At 69.1% G+C, this 18,569-nt stretch carries 19 protein-coding genes; 18 read left to right on the forward strand and 1 reads right to left on the reverse strand.

The window, feature by feature from the left end:
• Window positions 1-56 precede the first annotated feature (56 nt).
• From gvpN to WT60_RS23980, 15 genes are all read left to right on the forward strand, one after another.
• Window positions 57-1,004 (forward strand): gas vesicle protein GvpN, encoded by a 948-nt coding sequence (gvpN, locus tag WT60_RS23895; protein WP_226377277.1) that lies wholly within the window; start codon window positions 57-59, stop codon window positions 1,002-1,004.
• A 57-nt stretch (window positions 1,005-1,061) separates the two neighbouring features.
• Window positions 1,062-1,283, forward strand: a complete 222-nt coding sequence (locus WT60_RS23900) for a hypothetical protein (protein ID WP_231752735.1) — start codon at window positions 1,062-1,064, stop codon at window positions 1,281-1,283.
• A 10-nt stretch (window positions 1,284-1,293) separates the two neighbouring features.
• Window positions 1,294-1,527, forward strand: coding sequence for a hypothetical protein (locus WT60_RS23905; protein WP_038743616.1), 234 nt, complete (start codon window positions 1,294-1,296; stop codon window positions 1,525-1,527).
• The gene (locus tag WT60_RS23910) at window positions 1,514-2,263 is read left to right on the forward strand and encodes a GvpL/GvpF family gas vesicle protein (RefSeq protein ID WP_038743619.1); all 750 of its coding nucleotides are present in this window, start codon (window positions 1,514-1,516) and stop codon (window positions 2,261-2,263) included. The genes WT60_RS23905 and WT60_RS23910 overlap by 14 nt, the downstream gene beginning before the upstream one ends.
• Window positions 2,264-2,271: 8 nt before the next feature.
• Window positions 2,272-2,499, forward strand: a complete 228-nt coding sequence (locus tag WT60_RS23915) for a gas vesicle protein GvpG (RefSeq protein ID WP_038743621.1) — start codon at window positions 2,272-2,274, stop codon at window positions 2,497-2,499.
• Window positions 2,496-2,753: a gas vesicle protein gene (locus WT60_RS23920; RefSeq protein WP_226377278.1), complete on the forward strand. Its 258-nt coding sequence runs from the start codon at window positions 2,496-2,498 to the stop codon at window positions 2,751-2,753. The genes WT60_RS23915 and WT60_RS23920 overlap by 4 nt, the downstream gene beginning before the upstream one ends.
• Window positions 2,750-3,112 carry a gas vesicle protein K gene (locus WT60_RS23925; RefSeq protein WP_038743874.1) on the forward strand — a complete coding sequence of 121 codons (363 nt, stop codon included), beginning with the start codon at window positions 2,750-2,752 and terminating at the stop codon, window positions 3,110-3,112. The genes WT60_RS23920 and WT60_RS23925 overlap by 4 nt, the downstream gene beginning before the upstream one ends.
• An 11-nt stretch (window positions 3,113-3,123) precedes the next feature.
• Window positions 3,124-3,444: a gas vesicle protein gene (locus WT60_RS23930; protein WP_038743625.1), complete on the forward strand. Its 321-nt coding sequence runs from the start codon at window positions 3,124-3,126 to the stop codon at window positions 3,442-3,444.
• 587 nt (window positions 3,445-4,031) lie between these two features.
• Window positions 4,032-4,583 carry a GNAT family N-acetyltransferase gene (locus tag WT60_RS23940; protein WP_038743627.1) on the forward strand — a complete coding sequence of 184 codons (552 nt, stop codon included), beginning with the start codon at window positions 4,032-4,034 and terminating at the stop codon, window positions 4,581-4,583.
• Window positions 4,584-4,661: 78 nt separating this feature from the next.
• The gene (locus WT60_RS23945; protein ID WP_052144977.1) at window positions 4,662-5,609 is read left to right on the forward strand and encodes an ABC transporter substrate-binding protein; all 948 of its coding nucleotides are present in this window, start codon (window positions 4,662-4,664) and stop codon (window positions 5,607-5,609) included.
• Between the two features lie 347 nt (window positions 5,610-5,956).
• Window positions 5,957-6,958: an LLM class flavin-dependent oxidoreductase gene (locus WT60_RS23950; protein ID WP_059670459.1), complete on the forward strand. Its 1,002-nt coding sequence runs from the start codon at window positions 5,957-5,959 to the stop codon at window positions 6,956-6,958.
• Between the two features lie 63 nt (window positions 6,959-7,021).
• Complete coding sequence (locus tag WT60_RS23955; RefSeq protein WP_038743631.1) at window positions 7,022-8,344, forward strand: LLM class flavin-dependent oxidoreductase; 1,323 nt, start codon at window positions 7,022-7,024, stop codon at window positions 8,342-8,344.
• Window positions 8,345-8,456: 112 nt separating this feature from the next.
• Window positions 8,457-10,661, forward strand: a complete 2,205-nt coding sequence (locus WT60_RS35610; protein ID WP_269467182.1) for an amino acid ABC transporter permease/ATP-binding protein — start codon at window positions 8,457-8,459, stop codon at window positions 10,659-10,661.
• Between the two features lie 352 nt (window positions 10,662-11,013).
• A complete protein-coding gene (locus WT60_RS23975) occupies window positions 11,014-11,952 on the forward strand; it encodes an ABC transporter substrate-binding protein (protein ID WP_038743882.1) in 939 nt (312 codons plus the stop codon).
• Window positions 11,953-12,146: 194 nt separating this feature from the next.
• The gene (locus WT60_RS23980; RefSeq protein WP_060356727.1) at window positions 12,147-12,914 is read left to right on the forward strand and encodes a YdcF family protein; all 768 of its coding nucleotides are present in this window, start codon (window positions 12,147-12,149) and stop codon (window positions 12,912-12,914) included.
• Between the two features lie 37 nt (window positions 12,915-12,951).
• Here the strand turns inward: WT60_RS23980 and WT60_RS35330 are convergent, their stop codons facing one another.
• A complete protein-coding gene (locus WT60_RS35330) occupies window positions 12,952-13,371 on the reverse strand; it encodes a hypothetical protein (RefSeq protein ID WP_236860914.1) in 420 nt (139 codons plus the stop codon).
• A gap of 532 nt (window positions 13,372-13,903) precedes the next feature.
• Here WT60_RS35330 and fdnG point away from each other — a divergent pair.
• Genes fdnG through WT60_RS24010 form a run of 3 tightly spaced genes read left to right on the forward strand, consistent with a single transcriptional unit; the run spans window position 13,904 to window position 18,523 of the window.
• Window positions 13,904-16,975: a formate dehydrogenase-N subunit alpha gene (fdnG, locus tag WT60_RS24000; protein WP_082717702.1), complete on the forward strand. Its 3,072-nt coding sequence runs from the start codon at window positions 13,904-13,906 to the stop codon at window positions 16,973-16,975.
• Window positions 16,976-16,985: 10 nt separating this feature from the next.
• A complete protein-coding gene (gene fdxH, locus WT60_RS24005; protein ID WP_038743641.1) occupies window positions 16,986-17,900 on the forward strand; it encodes a formate dehydrogenase subunit beta in 915 nt (304 codons plus the stop codon).
• Window positions 17,897-18,523, forward strand: a complete 627-nt coding sequence (locus tag WT60_RS24010; RefSeq protein ID WP_060356728.1) for a formate dehydrogenase subunit gamma — start codon at window positions 17,897-17,899, stop codon at window positions 18,521-18,523. The genes fdxH and WT60_RS24010 overlap by 4 nt, the downstream gene beginning before the upstream one ends.
• Window positions 18,524-18,569: the final 46 nt, after the last annotated feature.

An 18,569-nucleotide genomic window follows, 5' to 3' on the forward strand; every position in this document is an offset into this window, starting at 1 on the left:
GATGCGCTTGGCCGACCGCTGCGCCTGCCGATGCTTTCCGATAACTGGAGGGAATCATGACCGATCTCGCCCCACCGCCGGAACTGGTTGCAGCGGCGCGCGGCGCGAATGGCGATGGCGGCACTCGAGACAGGGTGCGATTGGAAGCGAGTGCCGAGTTCGTGCAGACGCCCGCCGTTCGCAATCTCACCGAACGTGCGCTGACGTATCTCGGCGCGGGCTACGGAGTGCATCTCGCGGGGCCGTCGGGCACCGGCAAGACCACGCTCGCGTTCCACATCGCCGCTCAGCTCGGTCGGCAAGTCGTGCTGATGCACGGCGACGACGAACTCGGCAGTGCCGACCTCGTTGGCCGCGGCGCCGGATACCGCCGCTCGCGGGTGGTTGACAACTTCATCCATTCGGTGGTCAAGACCGAGGAGGAAATGACCACGACCTGGATCGACAATCGCCTGACGACGGCTTGCCAGCACGGCCTCACGCTCATTTACGACGAATTCAACCGATCCCGGCCGGAAGCGAACAACGCGCTGCTGCCGGTATTGTCGGAAGGCATCCTGAACTTGCCCAATCGCATGACGGGCGCCGGTTATCTGACGGTGCATCCGGGCTTTCGCGCGATCTTCACGTCGAATCCGGAAGAGTATGTGGGCGTGCACAAGACGCAGAACGCGTTGATGGGCCGGCTGATCACGATCCAGGTGGGGCACTACGACCGCGAGACGGAGGTCGAGATCGTCCGGGCCCGCTCCGAAATCGCGCGCGCGGACGCGGAGCGCATCGTCGATCTCACCCGCCGGCTGCGCGACGCCGACGAGAGCGGCCACCATCCCAGCCTCCGGGCGGCCATCGCGCTCGCACGTGCGCTCGCGTATTGCGGCGGCGAGGCGACGCGCGAGAACGCCGGCTACCTATGGGCCTGCAGGGACATCCTCGGGGTGGACCTGGAGCCCGTCCCGCAGGCCACCCGTCAAGCAGGCCGGCGCACGAAAGCGCGGAGATGAATCATGCCGATTCCGAGAAAAGGGGTGCACGACATTCGTGCTCGACATACGCCCGGCATGACGCCGATGCCGGTGCACAGCATGTACATGAGGATTTCGTGCATCGAAATGGAGAAAAGCCGGCGGAACATCGAGCGGCAAGCCGCGCTGCGGCGCATCGCCGCCGTCGATGGCCGGATCGCCGATCTGGACCGGGAAAAGGCCAGGCTGCATGCGGCGATCGAAAACGAAGCGCCTCAGACGGGCGACATCCGCGGATCGTTCCAGATCCGATATTGAGAGGGACATCATGCATATCAACTGCATTTCCTGCGGGCACCAGATTGAGGTCGACGACGATTCCTACGCCCGATACCACGGCGCGCTGCGTTGCTGGGTTTGCCATTCGCTGCTGATGGTGGACATCGTCGAAGGCTGCGTCGAGTCCGTCCGTCTCCAGGAAGCCTCCGTGATCGTGCCTCACGGCGCGCAGCCCGCCATGCGCAAGCCGGCCTCGCGCGAGGTGCAGCATGACCAGCCATAGCGGCGCCCGCTATCTGTACGGCGTCCAGCATGCGCGGGACGTGCCGCCGAGCCTTCCGCCCGGGATCGGCGGAACGGCCGTCCATGCACTGACCGACGGCGATGTCGCGGTGATCGTCAGCGATACGGGGCTCGCGAAGGTCCGTCCCGAGCGGCGCCACTTGCTCGCTCATCACACGGTGATCCAGAGCCTCGCGGCCGCCGGCACCGTGCTGCCGGTGGCGTTCGGCACGATCGCGACGAGCGAAGTCGCGCTGCGCAGGATGCTCAAGAAGCACCGGACGGCGCTCGCCCGCGAACTCGCGCGGCTCGTGGGCCACGTGGAAATGAGCGTGCGCCTGAACTGGGACGTGCCGGATCTCTTTCGCCATCTGATCGACGTTCGCCCCGATCTGAAGGCCGCGCGCGACGCCATGCTGGCGCTCGGCGGCGCGGCCACGCGCGACGACAAGATCGAGTTGGGCAGCCGCTTCGAGCGCGTGCTGAACGAAGAGCGGGCGCGCCATGCGGCACGCGTGGACGAGGCGCTCGACGCGTGCTGCAAGGAGATCCGGCGCGATCCGCTGCGGCACGAGACGGAAATCCTGCGCTTGACCTGCCTCGTGCGAAACGCCGAGCTCGGCCGGTTCGAGTCGGGCGTGGCCGCCGCGTCGCGCGTTCTCGACGATTCGCTGACGCTGAAATACAGCGGACCGTGCCCGCCTCACCATTTCGTCAATCTCAACATGAGTCTGTGAAGGGTGCCATGTTCATTCTCGATAACCTGCTCGCCGCGCCGATCAAGGGCATGTTCTGGATTTTCGAGGAGATCGCGCAGGCCGCCGAGGACGAGACGATCGCCGACATCGAGACGACCAAGGCGGCGCTCGTCGAGCTCTATCGCGAACTCGAATCCGGCCAGATCGACGAGGCCGAATTCGAGTCGCGCGAGCGGGCGTTGCTCGATCGCCTGGACAGCCTGGAAACGCCGTGACATCGCCTTGCTCGCCGCCGTTTCATGCCGTGCGCAGCGCGGACGGCGAACCCGTGCCGGCCGAGCTCGCGCAGCGGCTGTCGCTGTGCGAGTCGCTGGACCGGATTCTCAACAAGGGCGCGGTGATTTCCGCGCAGGTGGTCGTGTCGGTAGCCGACGTCGATCTGCTCTATTTGCATCTGCGCCTCCTTCTGACTTCGGTGGAAACCGCGTTGGCCGGCCGCGCGATGTCACGCGAAGAGGAATGCCGATGAATGCGCCGCACGCGGCTGCGGTATCGAACGCCGCCGCACTCGCCGCCGCGCTGGAACAAGCGCTGGCTCAGCAACAGGCGCCGCCGCCACGCGCGACGCAACGCGTCGACGTCGCGGCCGCTTCCGCGGGCAACGGCCTCGCGAAGCTCGTTCTGGCGCTGATGAAGCTCTTGCACGAACTGCTCGAACGGCAGGCGTTGCGGCGAATCGAGGCCGGCAGCCTGAACGATGACGAAATCGAGCGGTTGGGGCTCGCGCTGATGCGGCAGGCCGAGGAGATCGAGCGGCTCGCCGGGCAGTTCGGCTTCACCGATGCCGATCTGAATCTCGATCTCGGCCCGCTCGGCCGTCTTTTTTGAGAGCCCATCCAATGAGCCAGCCACGCACCGCTTCGCCGCCGCACAGCGTTTCCAGTACGACCGTGGCCGATCTGCTCGAGCGCGTGCTCGACAAGGGCGTCGTCATTACCGGAGACATCCGCATCAATCTGGTCGACGTCGAGCTTCTGACGATCCGCATCCGGCTGCTGGTCTGCTCCGTCGATAAGGCGAGGGAACTCGGCGTCGACTGGTGGAACGCCGATTCGTTCTTTCTGGGGCCGGACAGAGCGCGATCCGCGCTGCCGGGCCGGACCGCCGCCGTCGACGTTGCTGCGGGGGCCGCCGCGCACGCCGACGCAGGGCGTCGGTGACGCGTGCGCCGCGCGGCGCACGCGACATCGGAGCGGATCGAAGGGCGGGCGTGAGCGCGCCGGATTTTTCCGGCGCCGCGAGCGGACGGCGTTCGTCCGTGCGCGGCGAAGCGCTCTTCGCGCCGTTCGCGCCGCAACGCTGACGCGCCGGATGGTCGGTGGCCGGCATCGCTGCCGTGCCCGGCCGGTCGCATCGCCGGATCATGGCGCGCCGCGCGCGTCGGCCACGCGCCATGCGTCTTTCCAATGGCGCTTTCTTCGACGCCGGCCCGGTTTCGCCCGCCGCGCGCCACGTCGCACGGGCTCGCGCCGGCGCTGTCCGCTTCCCCGAAATCCTTGCTACGCCACCGCCGATATCGATATCGAAATTGCTTGGTTAGCCTTTGCGAGTCGAAACGCTAAGGTGACGGACATGGCAGCGGGATGACATCGCGACGAGCGCGCGCCGGGCGACACGGGTGCGCGTCCGAACGCGACGAACACGCCGCTGCCCTTGTTCCGCAGAACGAACGGGCGCGCCGAAGGCGGCGAGCCGTCATGCCGGCGGCGCCGGCCGCGCGCGACCGTTCGCCTCCGACGATCTCGCCATGACCGACAGCATTATCGACACCGCGCCGCACGACGCGCGCGCGAAGCCACTGATCGACGCGCTGATCGACGAATACGCGGCGCGCTACCGCGCGTATCGGCCCGACAGCCTCGCGTCCGCGGAAGCGGAGCTCGCGCGCTATCCGGCCGAGCTGTTCGCGCCGCCCGAAGGCGCGTTCATCCTGCTGATCCGCGACGGCGAGACGATCGGCGGCGGCGCCTTCAAGCGCTACGACGCGCAGACGGCGGAGCTCAAGCGGATCTGGACGCGCGCCGATCTGCGGCGCCAGGGGCTCGCGCGGCGCGTGGTTCGCGAACTCGAGCTGCGCGCGGCGCGGCAAGGCTATCGGCGCGTCTATCTGACGACGGGCTTCCGGCAGCCGGAGGCATGGGCGCTGTATCTCGACGCCGGGTACGCGGCGCTGTTCGATCGCGACGTCGACCCCGAGATCTACGTGCATCTGCCGTTCGGCAAGGATCTGATCGAGCCGCGCCGCGCCGACACGCTCGGCGACCTGCGCGCGCCCGTGCCGGCCGCGCCGGTCGAATGACGCGATGCGCGGCCCGCGGCTCACGCCGGCATGTCGCATCGAAAACGACACCACATTCGCCACCAACAGGAATCGTCGATGACATTGCAATACACGAAGCCATTCGTCCGATCCGCCGCGCGCGCGGTGGCCGCCGCCGTGCTGATCGGCGCGAGCGCGGCGGCGTTCGCCGTCACGTTCGATTTGAGCCCCGGGCAGCCGGGCCGCGTGCGCGGCGCGCGCGACGAGACCGTGATCCGCGCGCTGCCCGCAGCGTTCAAGTTCGCCGAGCCCGACGCGCTGACCATCGGCATCGCGCCGAGCCAGCCGCCCATCAGTTCGTACGCGACCGATGCGCGCACCGTCGTCGGCTTCGACGCCGATCTCGCGCAACTGCTCGCCGACAGCCTCGGCCGCAAGCTGAAGATCGTCGCGCTCGCGTGGGCCGACTGGCCGCTCGCGCTCGAATCGGGCCGCGTCGACGCGGTGCTGTCGAACGTGACCGTGACCGAGGAGCGCAAGGCGAAGTTCGATTTCTCGACGTATCGCAAGGATCAGGTCGGCTTCTACGTGAAGTCCGACAGCAAGATCGCGTCGATCAAGGAGCCGAAGGACGTCGCGGGCCTGCGCGTGATCACCGACGCCGGCACCAACCAGGAAAAGATCCTGCTCGAATGGGATCGCGAGAACGTCGCGCACGGGCTCAAGCCCGTCACGGTCCAGTATTACGACGATCACGCGGTGAAGAACGTCGCGCTGCAGGCGGGCCGCGCGGACGCGATCTTCAGCGTGAACTCGGTGCTCGCGTACCAGGCCGCGCAGCAGCACCGGACGAAGCTCGTCGGCGCCGTGAGCGGCGGCTGGCCGCGCACGGCGGACATCGCGGTCACGACGCGCAGGGGCAGCGGCCTCGCCGAGCCGTTCACGATCGCGATCAACGATTTCATCAGGAACGGCGCGTACCGCCGCGTGCTCGACCGCTGGAGTCTCGGTTCCGAGGCGATCGACGCGTCTCGGACGAATCCGCCGGGCTTGCCGAAGACGTGATGCGCGATGCCTGCGCGACGGCCATTCGCGAAGCTCGACGAACACGCGCGACGCCAGCGACACGCGCGACGCCGGCGCGACGCGAACAGAACGGCCTCCGCCACGCGAAGCCGCTTCATCGTGTCGCGCCGTGGCGTTGATTGACGAAGTCGCGCGGTGAAGCCGTCCGGCAAGGCGGTTCGGCGCAGCCGTCCATGCGAAATCCGGCGCAGCCGTCCATGCGAAACCGTTCGGCGAAGCCGTCCGATCGCGCGGGCGCGCCGGGCCGCAGAGCCGGACGCTTGCATCGCGTCACCGCATCGTCCGTTTTCCCGATTCATTTTCCATAGCCAGCATTCGCACCCGCCATGTCTTATTCGTTATCGCTGCTGGACAAGAGCCCGATCGCCGAAGGCGCGACGGCGGCCGACGCGCTGCGTTTCACGGTCGCGCTCGCGCAGCGCGCCGAGGCGCTCGGCTATCGGCGCATCTGGATCGCCGAGCACCACGGCGCGCCGGGGCTCGCGAGCTCCGCGCCCGAGATCGTCGTGTCGCACGTGCTCGCGCACACGTCGCGCATTCGCGTCGGCTCCGGCGGCGTGATGCTTCAGCACTACAGCCCGTTCAAGGTTGCCGAGACGTTCAAGCTGCTCGCGTCGCTCGCGCCGGGGCGCGTCGATCTCGGCGTCGGCAAGGCGCCGGGCGGCCTGCCGCTGACGACGCGCGCGCTGCAGTCGCTGCACGACAAGCCGCACAAGCCCGCGTTCGCCGATCAGCTCGCCGAGCTCGACGCGTTCCTGCGCTGGGGCGTCGCCGAGGATCATCCGCTGGCCGGCGCGGTCGCGCTGCCGGTGCCGCCCGTGGCGCCCGAGCGCGTGCTGCTCGGCGGCTCGCCCGAGAGCGCCGCGCTCGCCGCGCGGCTCGGCTGGCAGTTCTGCTACGCCGGGCACTTCAACGGCGACGAGGCCAACGTCGAGCGTTCGCTCGACGCGTACCGCAGCGCGAGCGGGCGCGCGCCGCTCCTCGCGCTGTACGCGGTCGCGGCGCCGACGAAGGGCGAGGCGGAGCGGCTCATCGGCGCGCTGCGGATCTTCAAGCTGAAGCTCGCGGGCGGCCAGAGCGTCAATCTCGGCAGCGCGCAGGCGGCGGCCGAGTTCGCGCGCCAGAGCGGCGCGACCGATTACCGGATCGACGAGCTGCGTCCGCACGTGATCGCGGGCGCGCCGCACGACGTGCACCGCGAGCTCGACGCGCTCGCGCGCCGCTACGGCGTCGGCGAGTTCGTCGTCGATTCGCCGGTCACGCACTATCCGGCGCGGCTCGCGTCCGTCGAGCTGCTCGCGCGCGACCGCCAGTCCGCGCGGACCTGAGCATTCGAGCGGCGCGCCGCGGCTGCGCGCCTTTGTGCGATTCCAACGACACCGATCCTCGCCATGACCCAGTCCTCGATTCCCTTCGGCATCATGCTGCAAGGCGCCGGCAGCCACATGAACGCGTGGCGGCATCCGAGCAATCCGCCCGACGCGAGCGTCAATCTCGATTTCATGCTGCGCGTCGCGCGCAAGGCGGAGGCGAACGGCATCGCGTTCGCGTTCGTGGCCGACGGCCTCTACATCAACGAGAAGTCGATCCCGCATTTCCTGAACCGCTTCGAGCCGATCTCGCTCTTGTCCGCGCTCGCGGCCGCGACGTCGAAGATCGGCCTCGCGGGCACCGTGTCGACGTCGTACAGCGAGCCGTTCACGGTCGCGCGGCAGTTCGCGTCGCTCGATCTGCTGAGCGGCGGCCGCGCCGGCTGGAATGTCGTGACGACGCCGCTCGAAGGCACCGCGAAGAACTACGGCACGAAGCATCCGGAGCACGAGCTGCGCTACGAGATCGCCGACGAATACCTGAGCGTCGCGCAGGGCCTGTGGGACAGCTGGGGCGACGACGCGTTCGTGCGCGACCGCGCGAGCGGCCGCTTCTTCGACCGGGACAAGCTGCACGCGCTCGATCACGCGGGCCGGTTCTTCCAGGTCGCCGGGCCGCTGAACATCCAGCGCTCGCCGCAGGGGCAGCCGGTGATCTTTCAGGCGGGCTCGTCGGACGCGGGGATCGCGCTCGCGGGCAAGTACGCGGACGCGGTGTTCACGCATTCGCCGTCGCTCGACGAGACGCGCGCGTTCACGCAGCGCGTGAAGGACAGCGCGCTCGCGCACGGCCGCCGTGCCGGCGACGTGAAGATCTTCCCCGGCATCGGGCCGATCGTCGGGCGCACGGCGGCCGAAGCGGAGGACAAGTACCGCGCGATCCGCGATCTGCTGACGATCGACGACGCGCTCGCGTACCTCGGCCGCTACTTCGACCATCACGATTTCACGCAGTACCCGCTCGACGCGCCGTTCCCGGCGCTCGGCGACATCGGCCGCAACAGCTTTCGCTCGACGACCGATCGCATCAAGGCCGACGCGCGCGCGAAGGGGCTCACGCTGCGCGAGACGGCGCTTGCCGTCGCGACGCCGCGTCCGCAGTTCATCGGCGCGGCGCAAGACGTCGCCGACGCGCTGATCCGCTGGATCGACGCGGGCGCGGCCGACGGCTTCATCCTCGGCTTCGCGGTGCAGGCGCAGGGGCTCGACGATTTCGTCGAGCTCGTGATTCCGGCGCTCGAGGCGCGCGGCCGCTACCGGCGCACGCTCGCCGGCAGCACGCTGCGCGATCACCTCGGCCTGCCGCGCAAGGAAAGCCGCCACGCGGCGGCGGAAGTCGCATGACGGCGGCTGTGCGGCGCGCCGCCGCGAGCCGCGCGCGTTTCTCGCCGCGTGCGCGCGGCGCCGCGCCGGGCATCCGCGCGGCACGCCATCGATTCAGCAAGGAACCACGACCATGAGCGACATCACTCACGCCGTCGGCGGCGCGCTGCCGACGCCAGGCATCCCTGCGGCGCGCGGCGCCGCGCCGCGTTTCCGGATCGTGCCGGCCCGCTATCGCGCGCGCACGGCGGGCACCGTGCTCGCCGTCGTGCTGATCGCGCTCATGCTGAATTCGGTGCTCGGCAATCCGCAATGGGGCTGGCCGGTTTTCGCCGAATGGTTCCTGTCCGAGCCGGTGCTGTCGGGGCTTGCGCGCACGCTGCTGCTGACCGCCCTCGGCGCGCTGTTCGGCTTCGCGCTCGGCGTGCCGCTCGCGCTCGCACGCGTGTCGCGCTCGCCGCTTCTCGCCGCGTGCGCGTGGGCGTTCATCTGGCTGTTCCGCTCGATTCCGCTCATCGTGCTGCTGCTGATCCTCAACAATCTCGGCTATCTGTACGACCACGTGCGGTTCGGCGTGCCGTTCACCGGAATCACGTTCGCGGACGTCGCGACCACCGACCTGATCAGCCCGTTTTGCGCGGCGGTGCTCGGCCTGACGCTCAATCACGCGGCGTTCGCGGCCGAGGGGATTCGCGGCGGCATCCTGTCGGTCGATCAGGGCCAGCTCGAGGCGGCCGCCGCGCTCGGCCTGCCGCGCGCGCGGCAGGCGACGCGCATCGTGCTGCCGCAGGCGATGCGCGCGTTCCTGCCCGTCGCGTTCAACGATCTGATCTCGCTCGCGAAGGGCACGTCGATGGTGTACGTGCTCGCGATGCCGGAGCTTTTCTACACGGTGCAGGTGATCTATCGGCGCAACCTCGACGTGATTCCGCTGCTGATGGTCGCGACGGTCTGGTATCTGATCATCCTGACCGTGTTGTCGATCGTGCAGGTGCAGGTCGAGCGTCGCTATGCGCGCGGCGCCGTGCGCAATCCGGGGCGCTCGCCGCTGGCGGCGTTCGTCGCGAGGCTGGCGGATGCGCGGCGGCGGTGGCGCGGGCGCGCGGCGGACGCGGCGGCGGCGGCAGCGGCAACGGACGGTGTGGACAGCGCGGACAGCGCGGACGGCGCGGGCGCGGCGAGAGGCGCGAGATCGGCGAAATGGGCGAAATGGGCGAGATCGGCGAGATGGGCGCGGCGCGGCGCGGAGGACGGCGCGCACTCGGCCGGCGACGCGTCGGCTTTCGGCGCGGGATTCGCGCACGGCGAAAAGGCGTCGGCCGGATCGGCGGGCGGGGCGAGGGCGGCGGCGCTCGGCGCGTCGGGCGTTTCGGAAGTTTCCGCTACGTTCGGCGGGGGGGGATCGTCCGAGTCCGCTGCTTGGCCGGCTACGAAAGCGCCGAATGCTTCAAATGTTCCGGACGCCCCGGACGCGTTGACGCTTGCCGCGCCGAACGCCTGGGCTTCGCCCGCCGCATCGCCTGCACGCGCCGAGGCAAGCTCGCCGGCCGCCGCGCGCGCATGGGCGAGCGGGCGGCGCGGCGGCGAGGTCGCCGTCCATCGCGTATCGAAGAGCTTCGGCCAGCACAAGGTGCTCGACGACGTGTCGTTCGTCGCGCCGGCGGGCAGCGTCACCGTGATCCTCGGCCAGTCCGGTTCCGGCAAATCGACGCTGCTGCGCACGATCAACCACCTGGAGCGCGTCGACGGCGGCTTCATCGACATCGACGGCGAGCTGATCGGCTATCGCCGCGACGGCGACACGCTGTACCAGCTGAAGGAGAAGGACGTGCTGCGCCGGCGCGTCGACGTCGGCATGGTGTTTCAGAACTTCAATCTGTTCCCGCACCTCACCGTGCTCGAGAACGTCGTCGAGGCGCCCGTCGCGTCGGGGCGCGCGACGCGCGCCGAAGCCGAGCGCGTCGCGCGCGAGCTGCTCGCGCGCGTCGGCCTCGCGGCGAAGGCCGACGCGTATCCGCGCCGGCTGTCGGGCGGCCAGCAGCAGCGCGTCGCGATCGCGCGGGCGCTCGCGCTGCGGCCGAAGGTGCTGCTGTTCGACGAGCCGACGTCCGCGCTCGATCCGGAGCTCGTCAACGAAGTGCTCGACGTGATCAAGGAGCTCGCGCGCTCGGGGACGACGCTCGTCATCGTCACGCACGAGATCGGCTTCGCGCGCGAGGTCGCGGACACGGTCCTGTTCATGGAGCGCGGCCGGATCATCGAAGCGGGGCCGCCCGCGCAGGTACTCGGCGCGCCGGCGCATCCGCGCACGCGCGCGTTCCTGTCGAAGGTGCTGTGATGACGGCGCGGCGGCGGGCGGGCGCGGGGCTCGGCAGCGACGGCGATTGCGCAGGCCGTCGTCGTGCCGGCGTTGCGCGAAGCGACGCCGGTGCTCCACGCCGCGTGACGCGGCGCGGCGATGCGGATCGCGGCGGCGATGGCGTTGCGGGCGGCGTTGAAGGCAGCGTTGCGGGCGGCGGCCGGCCGACCGGGCTCGCGGCGCGGTCTGCGGCGGCCGAGAATGCGGGGCCGCGTCGCGCCGAGGTCGGCGGCCGCGGTCGCGGCGACGTCGCCAAGCGCGGCCGCATCGCGTGGCCGAGCGCGCGCGCGTCGTGCCGCGCTGAGCCGAACGCATCGCAGGCGCGGGCGCGATGATCGACCGACGCACGTTCATCGGCGGCGCGGCGACGCTCGCGGCCGCCTTCGCCGCGGCGCCGTTCGGCGCGCGCGCGGCCGGCATCGCGGTCGATCTCGATCCGCGCCAGGCGGGCCGCGTGCGCACGGCGCGCGATCCGGCGGCGGCCGACGCGGCGCGACGCTACCGCTGGGTCGCCGACGGCGCGTTCACCGTCGCGATCGCGCCGCACGCGCCGCCCGTCGCGACATTTGCGACCGACGCGCGCACGGTCGTCGGCGCGGACCCGGACTACGCGCAACTGATCGCCGACGCGCTCGGCCGGCGGCTCGCGCTTCTGCCCGTCGCGTGGGCCGACTGGCCGCTCGGGCTGAGCGCCGGCAAGTACGATGCGGTGATTTCGAACGTCGGCGTCACCGAGAAGCGCAAGGAGAAGTTCGATTTCACGACCTACCGGCTCGGCCTGCACGGCTTCTATGTGAGGGCCGCGAGCCCGATCGCGCGGATCGCCGAGCCGAAGGACGTCGCGGGATTGCGGATCATCACCGGATCGGGGACGAGCCAGGAGCGCATCCTGCTCGAATGGAACCGGCGCAACGTCGCGCGGGGGCTCCGGCCGGCCGACGTGCTGTACTTCGACGACGACGGCGCGTCGCGCGTCGCGCTGCTGTCCGGGCGCGCGGACGCCGAGCTGAATCCGAACGCGACGCTCGCGTACCAGGCGGCGCGCGACGGCAAGATCCGCTGCGTCGGCAACGTGAACGCGGGCTGGCCGGTCAAGGCGGACGTCGCGATCGCGACGCGCAAGGGCAGCGGCCTCGCCGACGCGCTCACGCTCGCGACCAACGATCTGATCCGCAGCGGCAAGTACCGGCAGGCGCTCGCGCGATGGGGGCTGCTGTCGGAGGCGGTCGACGAGTCGGAAACGAATCCGCCGGGGTTGCCGTCGTTTTGAGCGCGCGCGGCGCGTGCGGCGCTGGCCTCGTGGGTTCGCCCGTCGCATAATCGTGACCCTCTTCGTCGCTCGAGCGCCGCCATGCCCCGCTTCTCCCGATCAACGATTCGCCCGGCAGCCCGGCCCGCCGCGCCTCGCCGCCCGCGCCCGTGGCCACGCTCGCCCGTTGCCGCCTTCGCCCCGGCGGCCGTCGCATGACGCTCGCGCTGCTGACGGCCGTCGCCGTCGCCGCCGCGCTGTTGCGGCTCGCGAAGCGTCGCCGTGCGAGCCGGGCGCTGTTCGCCGCGTCCGTCGCCGCGTTCTTCGCGATCGGCTGCGGCCCCGCGCCCGCGTGGTTGCTGCGCCACCTGCAAGCGCCGTACGCGGCGCGCCCGGCGATCGAATGGGGCGAGCGCAACGCGATCGTGATGCTCGGCCTCGGCACCGAGAAGATCGCCGCGACGGGCGCGGTCGAGCCCGGCACGTTTTCGTATTCGCGGGTGGTCGAGGCGGCGAGCCTTTATCGCGGCTGCCGCAAGGCGCGCGCGGGCGCCGATTGCAAGGTCGTCGTGAGCGGCGGCGACGCGCGCGGCAACGGCGTGCCGGAGGCGAGCGTCTATCGCGACGCGCTGATCGGGCTCGGCATCGATGCCGCCGACGTGCTGGCCGAGCCGCGCAGCATGAACACGTGGCAGAACGCGCAATTCACGCGCGCCGTGCTGGCCGGCTATCGCGCGGACCGCGTGCTGCTCGTGACGTCGGGCGTCCACTTGCGGCGCAGCGCGCTGTATTTCGCGCACTTCGGCGTGGCCGCGATTGGCGTGCGCGCCGAGTACCTGCAAGCGGTGTCGTTCCCGCTGCCGCTCGCCTACAACTTCTCGCTCGCCGATCTCGCGCTGCACGAATATCTCGGCATCGCGCGCTACCGGCTCTACGACGCGCTCGGCTGGAACCCCGCGAGAACGCAGCCGGGCGACGCGTGACGCGCCGCCCGTTCGCGCGCCGCCGCGACGCGGCGCGTCACTGCGGATAGGCGGGCGTGAACGTCAGCTTGATCGAGTCGATCAGCATGTCGTTGTCGCGCTGATCGGCCGTTTCGCGCCACACGTGCGTTTCTCCCGCATGCGTCGCGTTCCGGTGGTCGACGGGCTCGACGACGGTCGCCGCGCCCGGCACGCGGTCGTTTCTCGGCACGACGCCGCCGCGCGCCTCGCAATACTCGGGCACCGCGATCGCGATGTCCGAGCCCGACGGCCGCGTGACGCTCGTCGCGACGGTTTGCGACGTGCAGCGGCGGTCGGTCCTCGAGGTCGGGCCGACGTCGGCCGTCGACGACCAGCCGTGGTTGTTGGCCCGGTTGTCCGGGCCGTAGCCGATGAAGTGCGGAGCGTAGCCGGCGTAGCCCGCGCCCTGTCCGGCGACGTTTCCCCAGACGCGCACCTGTGTCGCGCCGCCCTGGGGGATGTTGTTGACGAAATTGACGCGACCGTCAATATTTCGTGCCGGATGCCGTAAACGTGCCGGAGTGGCGTGCCGAGAGGGCGCTCGCCGTGCCGGCCGAAGGCCGTAACCGGTAGCCAGGCATTCCGGCATTTCGGCAAGCCCGAGAAATCCGGCCGCGACGATCTCCCGGCACGCGGGCGCGCCGCTCGCGGCACGGCCCACGGCGCCGGCTCGAGCGGCGCGGCCGCTGTGCCGGTGCGCGCGATCCCCGCGTGACACGCCGCGGTTTCGCGTGATCTGATAACCTTGCGCCGTGTAAGAAATGGTTTTCCCTTATTGGTGACGGTTCCGCTATCCGATTCTGTCACGTTGTCATATAAAGGAAAGACGATAGATAGACAGTGCGGTCCGTCGCCGCCGCACCGCGCACCGCGCACCGCGCCGCCCGCAATCACGCATTCGTAACCCCAGCAACGCAACGACGTCCAATCAAACCGTTCCCCTTCAATACAACCCGCCCGAGACCACCATGCTCCAACTGTCCCGGCGCCAGTTCCTGAAGCTGTCCGCGACGACGCTCGCCGGCTCGAGTCTAGCCCTGATGGGCTTCTCACCGGCCGAAGCGCTCGCCGAGGTCCGCCAATACAAGCTGGCGCGCACTGTCGAAACCCGCAACACCTGCCCCTACTGCTCGGTCGGTTGCGGGATACTGATGTACAGCCTCGGCGACGGCGCGAAAAACGCCACGTCGAGCATCATCCACATCGAGGGCGATCCCGACCATCCGGTCAACCGCGGCACGCTGTGCCCGAAGGGCGCGAGCCTCATCGACTTCATCCATAGCCCGAGCCGCCTCACGCAGCCCGAGTATCGCGCGGCCGGCTCCGACAAGTGGGCGCCGATCTCGTGGAGCGACGCGCTCGACCGGATCGCGAAGCTGATGAAGGCGGACCGCGACGCGAACTTCGTCGAGACGACGGACGACGGCATGAAGGTCAACCGCTGGCTCACGACGGGCATGCTGGCCGCTTCGGCGGGCAGCAACGAGGTCGGCTATCTGACGCACAAGACCGTGCGCAGCATGGGGATGCTCGCGTTCGACAACCAGGCTCGTGTCTGACATGGCCCGACGGTGGCAGGTCTTGCCCCGACGTTTGGCCGTGGCGCGATGACGAACCATTGGGTCGACATCAAGAACGCGGACGTGATTCTCGTGATGGGCGGCAACGCCGCCGAGGCGCACCCGTGCGGATTCAAATGGGTCACGGAAGCGAAGGCGCATCGCAACGCGCGCCTCGTCGTCGTCGATCCGCGCTTCACGCGCACCGCATCGGTCGCCGACTATTACGCGCCGATTCGAACCGGCACGGACATCGCATTCCTCGGCGGGATCATCAACTACCTGCTGACGAACGACAAGATCCAGCACGAGTACGTCAAGCACTACACGGATTTCTCGTTCATCGTTCGCGAGGACTTCGCGTTCGACGACGGCATCTATTCCGGCTACGACGCGGACAAGCACGCGTACCCGGACAAGTCGACGTGGGACTACGAGCGCGGCGACGACGGCTTCGTGAAGGTCGACGACACGCTTGCGCACCCGCGCTGCGTCTACAACCTGCTCAAGCAGCACTACTCGCGCTACACGCCGGAGATGGTCGAGAAGATCTGCGGCACGCCGAAGGACAAGTTCCTCAAGGTGTGCGAGATGCTCGCGACGACGGCCGTGCCCGGCCGCGCCGGCACGATCCTGTACGCGCTCGGCTGGACGCATCACTCGGTCGGCGCGCAGATGATCCGCACGGGCGCGATGGTGCAGCTGCTGCTCGGCAACATCGGCATCGCGGGCGGCGGCATGAACGCGCTGCGCGGCCACTCGAACATCCAGGGGCTCACCGACCTCGGGCTGATGTCGAACCTGCTGCCGGGCTACATGACGCTGCCGATGCAGGCCGAGCAGGATTTCGACGCGTACATCCAGAAGCGCGCGCAGCAGCCGCTGCGGCCTAACCAGCTGAGCTACTGGAAGAACTACCGCGCGTTCCACGTGAGCTTCATGAAAGCCTGGTGGGGCGATGCGGTCGGCGCCGAGAACAACTGGGGCTACGACTATCTGCCGAAGCTCGACAAGCAGTACGACCTGCTGCAGACGATCGAGCTGATGCACGCGGGCAAGATGAACGGCTACATCTGCCAGGGCTTCAATCCGCTCGCGGCGGCGCCGTCGAAGCGCAAGACCTCCGAGGCGCTCGCGAAGCTCAAGTGGCTCGTGATCATGGACCCGCTCGCGACCGAGACGTCCGAGTTCTGGAAGAACCACGGCGATTTCAACGACGTCGATTCGTCGACGATCCAGACCGAGGTGTTCCGGCTGCCGACGTCGTGCTTCGCGGAAGAGCGCGGCTCGCTCGTCAACTCCGGCCGCGTGCTGCAGTGGCACTGGCAGGGTGCGGAGCCGCCGGGCCAGGCGAAGAGCGACCTCGAGATCATGTCGGGGATCTTCCTGCGGATGCGCGACATGTACAGGAAGGACGGCGGCAAGTACCCCGATCCGATCGTCAATCTGAGCTGGCCGTACGCGAACCCGGAAAGCCCGACGCCCGAAGAGCTCGCGATGGAGTTCAACGGCCGCGCGCTGGCGGACCTGCCCGATCCGAAGGACGCGTCGAAGACGCTCGTGAAGAAGGGCGAGCAACTCGCCGGCTTCGCGCAGCTGAAGGACGACGGCACGACGTCGAGCGGCTGCTGGATCTTCTGCGGCGCGTGGACGCAAGCGGGCAACCAGATGGCGCGGCGCGACAACGCCGATCCGACGGGCATCGGCCAGACGCTCGGCTGGGCGTGGGCGTGGCCCGCGAACCGGCGGATTCTGTACAACCGCGCGTCGTGCGACGTGAGCGGCAAGCCGTTCGACCCGACGCGCAAGCTGATCGGCTGGAACGGCCGTGCGTGGACGGGCCCGGACATTCCCGACTACAAGGCCGACGAGCCGCCCGAAACCGGCATGGGGCCGTTCATCATGAACCCGGAAGGCGTCGCACGCTTCTTCGCGCGCGCCGGGATGAACGAAGGCCCGTTCCCCGAGCACTACGAGCCGTTCGAGACGCCGCTCGCCGCGAACCCGCTGCATCCGAACAACCCGCGGGCGCTGAACAACCCGGCCGCCCGCGTGTTCCCGGACGATCGGGCGGCGTTCGGCAAGGTCGACACGTTCCCGCACGTCGCGACGACGTATCGCCTGACCGAGCACTTCCATTACTGGACGAAGCATGCGCGGCTGAACGCGATCATCCAGCCCGAGCAGTTCGTCGAGATCGGCGAGGATCTCGCGAAGGAGATCGGCGTCGCGCACGGCGAGCGCGTGAAGGTGTCGTCGAACCGCGGGCACATCGTCGCGGTCGCGCTCGTCACGAAGCGGATCAAGCCGCTGACGGTCGACGGCCGCAAGGTGCAGACGGTCGGCATTCCGTTGCATTGGGGCTTCAAGGGGTTGACGAAGCCCGGCTATCTCGCGAACACCCTGACTCCGTCCGTCGGCGACGGCAACTCGTACACACCGGAATTCAAGTCGTTCCTGGTGAAGGTCGAAAAGGCGTAAGGGGAAAGAGATGGCATTGCAATCGCTCGATATCAAGCGCGTCTCGGCCACCACGACGCCGCCGCCCACCGCGCGCGAGCCGGTGACGGGCAGCGTCGCGAAGCTGATCGACGTGTCGAAGTGCATCGGCTGCAAGGCGTGTCAGACGGCTTGCATGGAATGGAACGACCTGCGCGACGAAGTCGGCACGAACGTGGGCGTCTACGACAACCCGGCCGATCTGTCGGAGCACTCGTGGACGGTGATGCGTTTCTCCGAATACGAGAACCCGGCGGGCGACCTCGAGTGGCTGATCCGCAAGGACGGCTGCATGCACTGCGAGGACCCGGGCTGCCTGAAGGCGTGCCCGTCGCCGGGCGCGATCGTTCAGTACAACAACGGGATCGTCGATTTCCACGAGGAGAACTGCATCGGCTGCGGCTATTGCGTGACCGGCTGCCCGTTCAACATCCCGCGGATCTCGAAACAGGACAATCGCGCGTACAAGTGCACGCTGTGCTCGGACCGCGTCGCGGTCGGCCAGGAGCCCGCATGCGTGAAGACCTGCCCGACGGGCGCGATCGTGTTCGGCACGAAGGACGACATGAAGCGGCACGCGGCCGAGCGCGTCGCCGATCTGAAGGGACGCGGCTTCGAGCACGCGGGGCTGTACGATCCGGCGGGCGTCGGCGGCACGCACGTGATGTACGTGCTGCACCACGCGGACAAGCCGTCGCTGTATCACGGCCTGCCCGACAACCCGTCGATCAGCCCGATGGTGAAGCTGTGGAAGGGCATCGCGAAGCCGCTCGCGGTCGCGGGCATCGCGTTGTCCGCGCTCGCCGGCTTCTTCCACTACACGCGCGTCGGCCCGAACGAAGTGACGGACGAAGAGGAAGCCGCCGCCCGCGACGACGCGCGCCGCATCGAGGAGGACGCGAAATGAAGCATGACGACCCCAACCTGATCGTCCGCTACACGGCGAACGAGCGCTCGAACCACTGGATCACCGCGATCTCGTTCGTGCTGCTCGCGCTGTCCGGGCTCGCGCTGTTCCATCCGTCGATGTTCTGGATGACGGCGCTGTTCGGCGGCGGGCAGTGGACGCGGATTCTGCATCCGTTCGCAGGCCTCGTGATGTTCGTGTCGTTCGCGGTGATGGCCGTGCGCTACTGGCATCACAACCTGCTCGACGCGGGCGATCGCCAGTGGCTGCGGCAGATGGACGACGTGCTCGCGAACCGCGAGGAGAAGCTGCCGGAGGTGGGCCGCTATAACGCGGGGCAGAAGCTGCTATTCTTCGCGATGGTGGCGTGCCTCTTGTTGCTGCTCGTTTCCGGGATCGTGATCTGGCGGCGCTATTTCTCGTTCTACTTTCCGATCGGCGTGATTCGCGCGGCGGCTGTCGTGCATGCGGCGGCGGCGTTCGTGCTGATCGTCGGCATCGTCGTGCACGTGTACGCGGCGCTGTGGGTGAGGGGCTCGATCGGCGCGATGGTGCGCGGCACCGTGACCGTCGGCTGGGCGAGAAAGCACCATCCGAAGTGGTTTCGCGAGAGCGTGAAGTAGCGACGCATCGCACGATGCCGGCGCACGGCGCGCAAGCGGACTTTGC

The organism is Burkholderia sp. MSMB617WGS (assembly GCF_001532025.2).
Taxonomy (GTDB): Bacteria; Pseudomonadota; Gammaproteobacteria; order Burkholderiales; family Burkholderiaceae; genus Burkholderia; species Burkholderia savannae.